This window comes from Bradyrhizobium nitroreducens (assembly GCF_002776695.1).
Taxonomy (GTDB): domain Bacteria; phylum Pseudomonadota; class Alphaproteobacteria; order Rhizobiales; family Xanthobacteraceae; genus Bradyrhizobium; species Bradyrhizobium nitroreducens.
In genome coordinates, this window is sequence record NZ_LFJC01000003.1 from 3,435,352 (window position 1) to 3,447,170 (window position 11,819).

An 11,819-nucleotide genomic window follows, 5' to 3' on the forward strand; every position below is an offset into this window, starting at 1 on the left:
CATCGTCATCCGCCGAGCCCGAGAGTCTTGAGGCCATCGTTGAGCTGGCGAAGCCGCTCGGCATCGCTGGCAACGGCCTGCCGGGCATCGGCCGACGCCCCGACCGCCTTGTCGCGGTCGCCCATCACGAGGTAGGCGCGCACCAGGCGCAGCCATCCATCGACGTCCTCGCCGTTCTGCTTCAACCGAGTGGCGAGACGTTCGACCATGCCGCGCACCATCGCGTTGCGATCGCCCTCGGCCATGTCCCTGGAAGCGGCGATCGTCTCGTCGGACAGCGCCGGCATCGTCCCGCCGGCAACACGCACCAGCGAGGACTGCACCAAGGCACGCCACGGCGCATCCGCGGGCGCCTTCGCAAGCAGCGTGCGCCAGATATTGGCGGCATCGTCCTTGCGGCCGTCCTGTTCGGCGGCAAGGCCCAGGAAGTAGTTGGCCTTGGGATCGTCGGCGTCCAGCGCGTGTGCGCGCTCGAATTCGGTCTTGGCCTCGGCGGTCACCACACCGCCGGCGGCGGCCGAGATCGCTTCGCCGAGATCGGACCGACGCTCCGCGCTCTCGCCATTATAGGCGAGCGAGTTGCGATAGGCGCGCACCGCCTCGTCGAAACGGCCGAGCCGCTCCAGCACCGGCGCAAGCACGTTCCAGCCGCGCCCGTCGGTCGGATTCTTCTCCAGATGCTGCTGGACCTGCTCGACGAGATTCTCGAGCGACTGCGCCTTGCCCGGCGCGCGCTCCCGTTGTGCCAGCGGAAAGTCCTGAAGCTTGGGCGAGCCGAGCGGCATGTAGACACCGGCCGCAACGAGCGGCAGGCCCGCGAGTGCCAGCACGGCCGCGGCGCGGCGCCATTTGAGATTCGACTGCGGTGCCACCGCGGGCTCGCTGGCGGCCGCGGCGAGCAGCCTGCGGCTGATCTCGACGCGCGCGGCCTCCGCGTCCGGCGCGGGGATCAGGCCCGCGGCGAGATCACGCTCGATCTCGGCCAGCTGGTCCTTGTAAACCGCAACCTCGCTGCCCTGGTCTTGCGCGCGCGCTCTACGGCCAAGCGGCAAGAGCACGGCGAAAATCGCCGCGACCGTCATCAGCGCGAACACGAACCATAGCGTCATCTGGCAAGCTTCCGGCAGCGCGCAAACCGCGCCCATAGGTGCCTTTACACCACGGCCGGACGATGCGGCAATTGACAATTGTCAATTCGGCGCGACCGCATGCAGTCGCGAAACGGTGGAAATCCAACGGCTTAGCCGATCTCGAAATCCACACTTTGCGCGGCGTCCTCGCCGTGGCCGTTGAAGGCCTTCAGGAAGTATGTTCCCGGCGCGACCGCATCCGGCAATCTGATGCGCAGCGCACCGACCGGAACCGGCGACGCAACCCTCGTGATTGTCTCGGACACCTGTCGACCGCTTGCCTTCTCGACCAGCACCACTTTGGCGCCGACCATCAGTCTTTGATACTTGGCAACGATGACGCGGTTCTCAATTTCGATGGAGCTGATAACGGGTTTCATGCGCCCACAAATGGAAGTTCCCCGGACTTGCACGGGACCGTACGGTGCGCGACCTACACCGTCAACCTCAAATTGTGATCACGAAAATATGCGCTCGGATCAGCTTGCCCGCGACGATTTGCGCTCGCCGGTAGCTGCGTTCTCCGCGGCCCGGCTCATCAGCGAGGCATAGTCATCACCGAACAGCACCTGGCAGAAGCGAATCGCGGCCTGCACCTGCTGCTGCCTGTAGGTGCGGACCTTGTGATCGGCGGCGCGCAGAGATTGCACCAGCTGCTCGGTCGAGCGTTCGACATATTGCTGCAGGTCGGAATAGGTGCGCAGCGTCACCTCGTTGATCGCAAGCTCGCTCGCATAGTTGCGGCAGGTCGCGACGAAATCGATCAGCGCCGCCGTTTCCTCGACCTCGGTGCCGTCGATCCGCGCGCCCGGCGGAATGTCCTTCTCGGGGCGCTGGCGCAGGATGCGGCGGACGCGGCCGGGAACGCTGTCGATCTCGGATTGCAGCGCATTGGAGATGTCGGCCCGGATCGAGGTCAGCTGCTTGCCCCAGGCGGAATCGTTGCGCAGGTCGAGCTCGGTGCGCAGGCCCCGGACGCCGTCGTGCAACGTCTTGAGATTGCCGGCAACGTTGTCGAAATGGCCGCGCTTGATGTCCATGCGCAAGGCGGCGGCGACGCAGGACAGATCATGCAGCGCCATCGTGACCGCGACACCATAGGGCGTCGCTGCGACGCGGATCTCGTCGTCGGAGGCAGCAATCTTGATGGCGAGGCGAATGATCTGCCACGGCGCGGTCATCCGCTGCGCCACGATCGACAGCGCGAAGGGCAGCATCTGCGGGGTCTGCAGCACCGGAATGTTGAGCGCGGAGGTCACCGAGGCGATCTGGGAATCGCCGAAAGCGCGCAAGGTGCGCGGCAGCTTCTCGATCAGGCTCGCGATGGCTTCCCGGACCTGCAGCACCGCTCCGATCGAATAGAGGTCCTCGATCACGTTGGGCGGGCCGACCCGGGCCAGCGCGCGCGACTTGTCGCCGCCGCCGGGACCCGTCAGCTCGAAAATGGCATCGGCAGCCACCGCCTGGAGCTTCTGCGCCAGGGCCTCGACCTGCCCGGCGCTGTCGGCCGGCATGCGCGCCAGCGCGGCCTCGAATTCATTGACCTTGTCCGGCGCGCCGTCGCGGCCGAGCCATTGCCAGATCGGCTGCAACGAGGAGCGGCGGATCTGGCCGACCCGTGTCGGGACGCCGGCTTCGACCAGGAACGGTTCCAGCACCTGGAACAACAGCCGCGACAGATCGTCCGTGCGTGGCGGCGGGGCCTCATCGGCCTCGCTCTTGCGGACGATTTTGCGCAGCTGCTCGAGCACGAGGGTCGCCACGGCCGTGTCCTGGCCGCGCTCGAGCGCACGCTCGAACTCCCGCATCAGCAGCGCCTGCGACTGCGGCGGGAGCTGCGCGAGATATTCCCTCAGCCGCTCGATCGATGTCTGGCTCATGCGCCCGGGTAATGCACGGTAAAATGGCGGACATGGGATGTGTCCGGTGCGATCATAGGAGGGGCCCACTTAAGAAGCCGTTTAGCAAGTGGGACCGAATCCCTTCACCTGGCTTGGACCGGGGCCCCAGCGAGGACAAAAAGCCAAGTCTTGGCAATGCGTTACACTCCCGGAAGGACCAGCTCGGCGCGCAAGCCGCCGGTCGGCGCGCCGCCAAGCGAGAGGCTGCCGCCATAGAGCGCGGCGAGATCGGTCACGATCGACAGCCCCAGCCCCGAGCCGGGCTTGGACTCGTCGAGCCGCTGGCCGCGCCGGGAGACCTGGGCACGCTCGGCTTCCGACAGGCCGCGGCCGTCGTCATCGACGATGATCCGTAGGCGCGGGCCGCCCCCCGCCTGGTGCGGCGTCTCCACCAGGACCTCGATGAAGACGCGCGAGGCCGCCCATTTGCAGGCATTGTCGACGAGATTGCCGACCATCTCCTCGAGATCCTGGCGCTCGCCGCGGAATTTTGCCGACGGATCGGCCTTGGCCTCGACCACGATGCCGCGATCGCGATGGATTTTCTCCATGGTCCGCCGCAGCGCCTCGATGGCGGGCGCCACCTCCGTCACGGTCGCGACGATCGAGACACGCGCCGCGATGCGGGCGCGCTCCAGGTGATGGGCGAGCTGGTCGCGCATCACATCCGCCTGCTCCATCACCTTGGCCGCGAACGGCTCGGCGGCATGGCTGCCGGCCTCGTTGACGATGACCGAGAGCGGCGTCTTGATCGCATGGGCGAGATTGCCGACATGGGTGCGCGCGCGCTCGACGATCTCGCGATTGGCATCGATCAGCGCGTTGGTCTCGCGCGCCAGGGGCGCGATCTCGACCGGGAATTCGCCCTCCAGCCGCTCCGCCCGTCCCGAGCGGATATCGGCAATCGATTCCGAGATGCGCTTGAGCGGCGCGAGGCCGAAGCGGACCTGGAATACGGTCGTGAGCAGCAGGACGATGCCGAGCGCGGTGAAGGTGCCGCCGAGATAATAGTCGAAGCTGCGCGTCTCGTCGAAAATCTCGGTGTCGTCGCCGGCGACGCTGACGAGAAATTTGCCGTCGGCGCCGAGATCGACGGGACGCTCGACCATGCGCAGGTTCTGCCCCTCGGGCCCGTCGACGTAAGCGAGCCGGATGCCGGCGGCGGTGAGCTCGGTGCCCTGCTCCTCCAGCTTCGGCAGCTTCTTGTCCCAGAGCGATCGCGAGGAGCGCACTTCCGGCTTCTCGGTGTCGGTCCGCGTGATCTGCCAGTACCAGCCCGACAGCGGCAGCTCGAACAGCGGCTCGCCCAGCGACTGGAACTGGCGGTCCGGCGGCTCGTCGGGGGTGGCGACCTCGGCGATGAGGGTCCGGAGATAGAGATTGAGCCGGCGGTCGAAGGCGCGCTCGGTGGCGTTCTTGTAGACCGACGACAGCACCACGCCGGTGATGGCCAGGATCACCACGAGCCAGGCGGTCGCCGACAGGAATAGCCGGTTGGCAAGTGAGCTAGCGGCCATCGGAACGATCCCGGAAGGCGCAGGACGGCAGGGCGTCAGAGGTCATGACCGGACCAAGGCCCCTGTCGGGCGGCCCGTCAAGCCCCGGGACGCCTCAAGCGGCCGGCGGGGTCAGGAGATAGCCGAGGCCACGGACGGTCTGGATGATGTCGACGTCGAGCTTCTTGCGGATGCGGCCGACGAACACCTCGATGGTGTTGGAGTCGCGATCGAAGTCCTGGTCGTAGAGGTGCTCGACCAGCTCGGTGCGCGACACCACGCGCCCGGAATGGTGCATGAGGTAGGCCAGAAGCCGATATTCGTGCGAGGTCATCTTGACCGGATTGCCGGAGACACTGACCCGGCCGGTCCGGGTGTCGAGCGTGACGGGACCGCAGCTGAGCTCGCTCTGGGCATGGCCGGTCGAGCGGCGCAGCAGCGCACGGATGCGCGCCAGCACCTCCTCGAGGTGGAACGGCTTTGCGACATAGTCGTCGGCGCCGGCGTCGAAACCCTGCACCTTGTCGCTCCAGCGGTCGCGCGCGGTGAGGATCAGGACCGGCATGGTGCGGCCGTTGCGGCGCCAGGCCTCCAGCACCGAGATGCCGTCCTTCTTCGGCAGGCCGATGTCGAGCACGACGGCATCATACGGCTCGTTGTCGCCGAGATAATGCCCCTCCTCTCCATCGAAGGCACGATCGACGACGTAGCCGGCGTCGGTCAGCGCCTTGGTGAGCTGGCGATTGAGATCGGGGTCGTCCTCAACAACGAGCAGGCGCACGCTTCTCTCCAGAAATTGGCCGCATCAACACTGCACCAGATGAGCAATTCCGGCGTGAACTGAATATGAACGCCGGGAACCCGGCCGCGTTACTTTTTGGTCATATACGACGTGTTCGCGGCGAACGCGACTGCGCCCGCCCTGCAACCGGACGAGCCGGAGCAGGACGGGCGCAATGTGGCCGCGTCAAGCGGCGCCTCGGAAGGTCCGCCCTTCCCGTGAATTCGGCCGTCAGGTCCGGAAGAACACGAACCAGATGACGGCGAGGATCAGGATCGCAAGCCCGGTCGAGATGGCGAGCAGTGCGGCAACGGACGGCCCAGGTTCGCCCTGGCGCGCCTCGGTTGCCGTTTCGACGATCTGATGCTGCTCTCGCGTGGTTGCCATGATGCCCTCAATCTCTGGATGTCGCCTCCGATGACCGCGACCTCCTCGCAGCCGTGTATGCCGAGCCAACGCCCGATCCGAGTTGATGTTCCGGCATTTGCCACCCCATCGGGCCGCAACCTCGCGTCCCGCGGCCGGTTAACGCAGTTGCAGGATTCAATGTCCCGCCTTGCTATGATTCGGTGTTCCCCGATGGTATCCTCTTAAGTCTGTCCCTGTTGCGTTTGGAGTAGCCCATGGCCCCCCGCGCCAATTGGAAGGGTTTTCTGCGTTTGTCGCTCGTGACCTGTCCGGTCGCGCTTTATCCGGCCACTTCGGATACCGAGAAGGTCTCCTTCAACCAGATCAACCGCAAGACCGGGCACCGGATCAAGTACCTCAAGGTCGATGCCGAGACCGGTGACGAGGTCACATCCGAGGACATCGTCAAGGGCTACAAGGTCGACACCGACACCTATATCGAGGTCACCAAGGACGAGCTCGACGACATCGCGCTGGACTCCACGCACACGATCGAGATCGACGAGTTCGTGCCGAAGGCCGACATCGACAACCGCTATCTGATCCGCCCCTATTATCTCGTGCCGGACGGCAAGGTCGGCCACGACGCCTATGCGGTGATCCGCGAGACCATCCGCAGCATGGACAAGGTCGCGATCGGCCGCGTGGTGCTGACCAACCGCGAGCACATCATCGCGCTCGAGCCGCTCGATAGCGGGCTGATGGGCACGCTGCTGCGCTATCCTTACGAGGTGCGCAGCGAGAAGGAGTATTTCGACGACATCCAGGACGTGAAGCTCACCAGGGACATGCTCGACCTCGCCAGGCACATCGTCGAGAAGAAGTCCGGTGCGTTCGAGCCCGAGCTGTTCGAGGACCATTACGAGACCGCGCTGATCGATCTCATCAACAAGAAGCGCGCTGGGACGCCGATCGCGGCCAAGACGACGCCGAAGAGCGGCGGCAACGTCATCAATCTGATGGATGCGCTGAAGAAGAGCATCGCCAACGAGAAGGACACCGCGCCCGCGGCGAAGGTTGTCAAGGAGACCAAGGCCAGGAAGCCCAAGAAGCGCGTCGAGGGCCAGCGCGAGATGCTGCTGCCGATATCGGGCAAGGGCGGCAAGGACGCCGCGGCGAAGGCCGCGACCGCGCCCAGGAAGGCCGCCGACAAGCCGGCGCGCGCGCCGGCGCGGACGAAGAAGGCCGGCTAGCGGCACGCACGCGCGATCGCACCGTGACGTCTCCCCGCGCCCGTCAGTCGGCCTGACATGCCCTGGTCCGCGGCATTCGACGATCCGATTTCCTTGCGTGGCGGACGCCGGTTGCAGACGCTGCAGCAGGCGGCCGATCACATCATGCAGCTGCCCGAGGACGTGCAGCACGCCGGCCACTGGCAGACCGCGATCGAGACCCTGATCAACGCGGCGGAGCAAGGCGGCGGCTGGACGATGTTCGCCCGCATCGCGATGCTGCGGGCGCTGAACGCGGACAGGAATCGCAAATGAGCCCGCCCGCCAGGTCCATAGCCTCAACAATCCGTTAAACCGCGCAGCCATCTTCGGCGGCCGCCCGGCATGGGCGAGGCACCGCGTAATCCTACGGAAGACAAAATTAACCGTTGATTGCCTTCGCGCCGACCAAGGTCCCGCCCTCGATTGGACCAGGGTTGCCACGCCATGCAGAAGCAGGACGCCAGGAAGAACTATATCGGCCTCGTCAGCGACACGACCGAGGACGAACGCCTCACCGACGGCGCCGTGCAGTGGCAGCCGCGCGTGATGAGCTATCTGGCCAGCCGCCTCGCCGCCGTGCTGAGGCGCCCCGGCAAGGCCGCACCCGGCGGCTCGGCCGGGTCCTGAAAAAGACCCCGTCAAATCCGGCCAAATTGAGTGACGAAACCTTAAGTCAACGAATGGCAGCATATAACGCCAGAGGTCGGGGCTAGCGCGCCAGTGCTTTGACGCGCCCCGGCGAAGACTTCGTGAATCGATTTCTGCATTTCGCAAACGGCGCCGCATACATTGGACGGACGAACGGGAGTTGACGATGGCATTGCTCAGGTCCTTTCTTGCCGACGAACAAGCAGCCACCGCTATCGAGTATTGCCTGATCGCGGCCGGCATCGCGCTCGCGATCGTCACCGTCGTGAACAGCACGGGCGGCGCCCTGCTCAACAACAAGTTCAACTCGATCGACGCCGCCACGAAGTAACCGCCCGGCCCGGCGGCATGCGGCCATCCGGCGCCGGCAACATCGCCAAGACACACTGGCAAGACACACCGGCAAGACACACCGGCAAGACACACCGGCAAGACACACCGGCAAGACACACCGGCAAGCAGGTCTCGCCGGCCATGATCTGGGTCAACAGCACCGCGACCGCGACGTCTAAGCATGGAGACCGAGTTTCCTCTCTGCCGGTCCGTCCATGTCTCCAGAGCTTCCGCACTCCCAACTGAAAATCCGCCGCGTCCGGCTCGATACCGGACGCGAGAACGTCGTCGTCCTCTCCAGGCAATCGAAGGCGCTGCGTGCCGAGATCTTCCGCGGCTTCAGCCGCGTCGAGCTTCGCCAGGGCGACAAGGTCCTGCTGGCGACGCTGCTGATCACGGACGACGACACGCTGGTCTCCCCGGACGAGATCGGCCTCTCTGAACCCGCATTCCACCGCTTCGCGCAAGGCGCGGGCACGCATGTGACGGTCAGGCCCGCCTCGCCGCCGGAGAGCCTTGAAGCGGTGCGCGCGAAGATTCACGGGCGAACCCTGAGCCAGGCCGAGATCGGCGCGATCATCAACGACCTCGCGCATTATCGCTACTCGGACATGGAGATCGCCGCCTTCCTGATCGGCTCGGCAAGCTTCATCACCAGCGACGAACTGCTCGCCCTCACCGGGGCGATGGCCCAGGCGGGCACGCAGCTGGTGTGGCCGACCCCCGTCGTCGTCGACAAGCATTGCATCGGAGGCATTCCCGGCAACCGCACCTCGATGGTGGTGGTGCCGATCGTCGCCGCCCATGGTTTGCCGATCCCGAAGACTTCCTCGCGCGCCATCACCTCGCCTGCGGGCACTGCCGACACGATGGAAGTGCTGGCGCGGGTGAATGTCGGCGTCGAGGAGATGAAGGCGATCGTCTCGGCCTGCAACGGCTGCCTGATCTGGGGCGGGCACGTCAACCTGTCGCCGGCCGACGACGTCCTGATCTCGGTCGAACGTCCGCTGAGCCTCGATACCCGCGAGCAGATGGTCGCCTCCATCATGTCCAAGAAGATCGCGGCAGGCTCGACGCATCTGTTGATCGACATTCCGGTCGGGCCGACCGCGAAGGTCAGCAGCGGCGTCGAGGCGATGCGGCTGCGAAAGCTGTTCGAATTCGTCGGCGACCGCTTTGGCCGCTCGGTCGAGGTGATCATGACCGACGGAAGCCAGCCGATCGGCAACGGCATCGGGCCGGTGCTCGAGGCCAATGACGTCATGGCCGTGCTCGGCAACGACAAGGATGCGCCGCGCGATCTGCGCGAGAAATCGCTGCGGCTCGCCGCTCACCTCCTGGAATATGATCCGAAGCTGCGCGGCGGCGCCGGCTACGCCCGGGCGCGCGAATTGCTCGACAGCGGCGCGGCGCTGAAGCAGATGCAGAAGATCATCGATGCCCAGGGCCCGTCGACCTGCAGCAATGAGCTCGGACCGCTCAGCTTCGACGTCAAGGCGGCGCATGACGGCATCGTGTCCGCGATCGACTGCCTGCGTCTGAACCGCCTCGCCCGCACCGCCGGCGCGCCGCTCGACAAGGGCGCAGGCATCCGCCTGTTCAAGAAGATCGGCGACCGCGTCGAGCAGGGCGAGCCGCTCTATCGGGTCTACACCTTCGACCGTCCCGAACACGATCTGGCGGCCGATGCCGCCACCGGGGAGAGCGGCTACGTCGTCAACGGTCACGAGGCCCCCCAGGGCAAGTCAGCGTCGTGAGCACGATCGCGCTCCAGACACTGGCCGACGAGAGTCTCGCAGCCGCGTTGCGATCCGAACTGACCACCCATCTTCCGGAGACGACGCCATGAGCATCACCGTCCGATTTTGCGGCGCCGCCCGCACCGTGACCGGGTCGAGTTACCTGTTCCAGACCGCAACGGGCCGTTTCCTGGTCGATTGCGGCCTGTTCCAGGGCCAGAAGACGCTGAAGGAGCTCAACTACGGCGCCTTTCCGTTCCGCCCCGCCGATATCGACGCCGTGCTGCTGACGCACGCCCATATCGACCACAGCGGCCTGTTGCCGAAGCTGGTGCGCGCTGGCTTCGAGGGGCCGATCCTGGCAACGCGCGGCACGATCGATCTGTGCTCCTACATGCTGCCCGACGCCGGCAGCATCCAAGAATCGGAAGTCACCCAGCTCAACCGGCGCAACGCCTCGCGCGGGCGCAAGGAGGTTCAGCCGATCTACACGCAGTCCGATGCGATCGCGTCGCTGCAATCGTTTCGCGCGGTCGATTATGAAAGCTGGACCGACGTCATCCCCGGCGTCCGCGCGCGCTACTGGAACGCCGGCCATCTGCTCGGCTCGGCCTCGATCGAGCTCGAGATCGCCGAACAGGGCGCGGCACGGCCGATGCGCGTGCTGCTCTCCGGCGACGTCGGGCCGGAGGCCAAGCTGCTGCAGCCCGATCCCGAGGCGCCGACCGATTTCGACTACGTCATCTCGGAATCGACCTATGGCGACCGCGTGCGCGAGGCCACGACCCCTGCCCTTCGCCGCCAGCATCTCGCAGCCGAGGTGCGCGAGGCAGCAAGCGCCGGCGGCGCGCTGCTGATGCCCGCCTTCGCGGTCGAGCGCACCCAGGAGCTGATCGTCGATCTCGTCGATTTGATGGAGCACGGCGAGATTCCGACCGCACCGATCTTCCTCGACTCTCCGCTCGCGATCCGCGCCACCGAAGTGTTCCGCCGCCATACCGAGAGCCTCGACCCGTCGGTCGATGCCGCGCGCCTGCTCAACTCGCCGCATCTCAAATTCACGGAGACCGCGGACGAGAGCAAGGCGATCATGCGCCTGTCCGGATTCCATATCATCATCGCGGCGAGCGGCATGTGCGATGCCGGCCGCATCCGCCATCATCTGAAGCGCTGGCTGTGGAACGAGCGCGCGACCGTGCTGCTCGCCGGCTTCCAGGCCAACGGCACGCTCGGCCGCTTCCTCCAGGACGGGGCCAAGGCCGTGCGGATCCAGGGCGAGGAGATCAAGGTCGCGGCCCGCATCCGCATGATCGACGAATATTCGGGCCATGCGGACGGCGCCGGCATGGCCGGCTGGATCGCGGCGCGCCGGCCCATCTCGCGCGGGCTGTTCCTGGTCCACGGCGAGGAAGGCGCGATTGCAGGCCTCGCCGCACGCGTCGCCGGGCGTATCATTCCGGCGGCCAGGATCTACCAGCCGATGCTGGACGACATCTACGAGCTCGCTGCGCCCGAACCGCGCGTGCGCGATGTCGATCATCGCCGCCGCCTCGCGCCGGAGGCCGTCACCCGTCTCGACTGGCACAACGAGATGTCCGAGCTCATGCTCGACATCAACGACAGGATCGGCGCCGCCGCCGACGACCGCGCCCGCGGCGTCATCATCCGGCGGCTGCGCCGGGCGCTGGAGGAGAAGGCGTAGCGGGGGGCCAATCGCTGCGCGCGCAATGACGGCGCCTGAGACGCGCCTCTCTCGTGTCCCGGACGCGCTGCAGCGTTCTTACGCTGCTGCGCAGAGCCGGGACCCAGCAGGCTGCACGTTCCGCTCACGCATGGGCCCCGGCTCTGCAGCGCACCACGCCGCACCGGACGATGCTTCGCATCGCCGGGGGCGCGCTGCGCTGCGTCCGGGGCACGAGCCCGTTGTTGGGCGATGGACGTGATTGCTTATTCTCGCGGCGTGTTCTGCCCGAGCTTTGCATTGGTCTTGCACCCTCTGAAAGCAAGGGCGCAGGGAAGGCCGGGCGCCGGCTGGCACCCGAAGTCCCGCGTGCGAAAGAAGCGCGCACGGGGTGGACGACAGGTGTTGCCGGTCGCCCGGCCTTCCCTGCGCGATGGTTTTCACGGTGTCCTTCGTGCTCTCCCCGGGGAGCGATGCACTATTGCCCC

General features: G+C 66.3%; 12 protein-coding genes. 6 read left to right on the plus strand and 6 right to left on the minus strand.

Translation table 11 applies throughout. The features are described from left to right. Positions 1-5: 5 nt before the first annotated feature. The 6 genes from ccmI to TSA1_RS39705 all read right to left on the minus strand — a co-directional run bounded on the left by ccmI (position 6) and on the right by TSA1_RS39705 (position 5,695). A complete protein-coding gene (ccmI, locus tag TSA1_RS16760) occupies positions 6-1,109 on the minus strand; it encodes a c-type cytochrome biogenesis protein CcmI (RefSeq protein WP_100181170.1) in 1,104 nt (367 codons plus the stop codon). Between the two features lie 131 nt (positions 1,110-1,240). Beyond that, the gene (locus TSA1_RS16765; RefSeq protein ID WP_100177324.1) at positions 1,241-1,510 is read right to left on the minus strand and encodes a hypothetical protein; all 270 of its coding nucleotides are present in this window, start codon (positions 1,508-1,510) and stop codon (positions 1,241-1,243) included. 99 nt (positions 1,511-1,609) lie between these two features. Further along, positions 1,610-3,010 (minus strand): hypothetical protein, encoded by a 1,401-nt coding sequence (locus tag TSA1_RS16770; protein WP_100177325.1) that lies wholly within the window; start codon positions 3,008-3,010, stop codon positions 1,610-1,612. A gap of 161 nt (positions 3,011-3,171) precedes the next feature. Continuing rightward, positions 3,172-4,548, minus strand: a complete 1,377-nt coding sequence (locus TSA1_RS16775) for a sensor histidine kinase (protein ID WP_100177326.1) — start codon at positions 4,546-4,548, stop codon at positions 3,172-3,174. Positions 4,549-4,642: 94 nt separating this feature from the next. Beyond that, positions 4,643-5,308 (minus strand): response regulator transcription factor, encoded by a 666-nt coding sequence (locus TSA1_RS16780; protein WP_018315821.1) that lies wholly within the window; start codon positions 5,306-5,308, stop codon positions 4,643-4,645. 231 nt (positions 5,309-5,539) lie between these two features. Then, positions 5,540-5,695, minus strand: coding sequence for a hypothetical protein (locus tag TSA1_RS39705; RefSeq protein WP_174718932.1), 156 nt, complete (start codon positions 5,693-5,695; stop codon positions 5,540-5,542). Positions 5,696-5,931: 236 nt separating this feature from the next. Here TSA1_RS39705 and ku point away from each other — a divergent pair, with 236 nt between their 5' ends. From ku to TSA1_RS16810, 6 genes are all read left to right on the plus strand, one after another. Then, a complete protein-coding gene (gene ku, locus TSA1_RS16785) occupies positions 5,932-6,909 on the plus strand; it encodes a non-homologous end joining protein Ku (RefSeq protein WP_100177327.1) in 978 nt (325 codons plus the stop codon). Positions 6,910-6,966: 57 nt separating this feature from the next. Further along, on the plus strand, positions 6,967-7,203 hold the full coding sequence (locus TSA1_RS16790; protein WP_100177328.1) for a hypothetical protein: 237 nt from the start codon (positions 6,967-6,969) through the stop codon (positions 7,201-7,203). A 171-nt stretch (positions 7,204-7,374) separates the two neighbouring features. After that, on the plus strand, positions 7,375-7,557 hold the full coding sequence (locus tag TSA1_RS16795) for a hypothetical protein (RefSeq protein WP_100177329.1): 183 nt from the start codon (positions 7,375-7,377) through the stop codon (positions 7,555-7,557). A 187-nt stretch (positions 7,558-7,744) separates the two neighbouring features. Further along, positions 7,745-7,909 carry a Flp family type IVb pilin gene (locus TSA1_RS16800; protein WP_097662975.1) on the plus strand — a complete coding sequence of 55 codons (165 nt, stop codon included), beginning with the start codon at positions 7,745-7,747 and terminating at the stop codon, positions 7,907-7,909. A gap of 217 nt (positions 7,910-8,126) precedes the next feature. Then, complete coding sequence (locus TSA1_RS16805) at positions 8,127-9,668, plus strand: thymidine phosphorylase family protein (RefSeq protein WP_100177330.1); 1,542 nt, start codon at positions 8,127-8,129, stop codon at positions 9,666-9,668. 88 nt (positions 9,669-9,756) lie between these two features. Then, positions 9,757-11,352: an MBL fold metallo-hydrolase gene (locus TSA1_RS16810; protein WP_100177331.1), complete on the plus strand. Its 1,596-nt coding sequence runs from the start codon at positions 9,757-9,759 to the stop codon at positions 11,350-11,352. Positions 11,353-11,819: the final 467 nt, after the last annotated feature.

Excerpts from the sequence above, each read along its gene's own strand:
- ccmI (WP_100181170.1), bottom strand. The coding sequence starts at position 1,109 with ATGACGCTATGGTTCGTGTTCGCGCTGATGACGGTCGCGGCGATTTTC.
- TSA1_RS16765 (WP_100177324.1), bottom strand. The coding sequence starts at position 1,510 with ATGAAACCCGTTATCAGCTCCATCGAAATTGAGAACCGCGTCATCGTT.
- TSA1_RS16770 (WP_100177325.1), bottom strand. The coding sequence starts at position 3,010 with ATGAGCCAGACATCGATCGAGCGGCTGAGGGAATATCTCGCGCAGCTC.
- TSA1_RS16775 (WP_100177326.1), bottom strand. The coding sequence starts at position 4,548 with ATGGCCGCTAGCTCACTTGCCAACCGGCTATTCCTGTCGGCGACCGCC.
- TSA1_RS39705 (WP_174718932.1), bottom strand. The coding sequence starts at position 5,695 with ATGGCAACCACGCGAGAGCAGCATCAGATCGTCGAAACGGCAACCGAG.
- ku (WP_100177327.1), top strand. The coding sequence starts at position 5,932 with ATGGCCCCCCGCGCCAATTGGAAGGGTTTTCTGCGTTTGTCGCTCGTG.
- TSA1_RS16790 (WP_100177328.1), top strand. The coding sequence starts at position 6,967 with ATGCCCTGGTCCGCGGCATTCGACGATCCGATTTCCTTGCGTGGCGGA.
- TSA1_RS16795 (WP_100177329.1), top strand. The coding sequence starts at position 7,375 with ATGCAGAAGCAGGACGCCAGGAAGAACTATATCGGCCTCGTCAGCGAC.
- TSA1_RS16800 (WP_097662975.1), top strand. The coding sequence starts at position 7,745 with ATGGCATTGCTCAGGTCCTTTCTTGCCGACGAACAAGCAGCCACCGCT.
- TSA1_RS16805 (WP_100177330.1), top strand. The coding sequence starts at position 8,127 with ATGTCTCCAGAGCTTCCGCACTCCCAACTGAAAATCCGCCGCGTCCGG.
- TSA1_RS16810 (WP_100177331.1), top strand. The coding sequence starts at position 9,757 with ATGAGCATCACCGTCCGATTTTGCGGCGCCGCCCGCACCGTGACCGGG.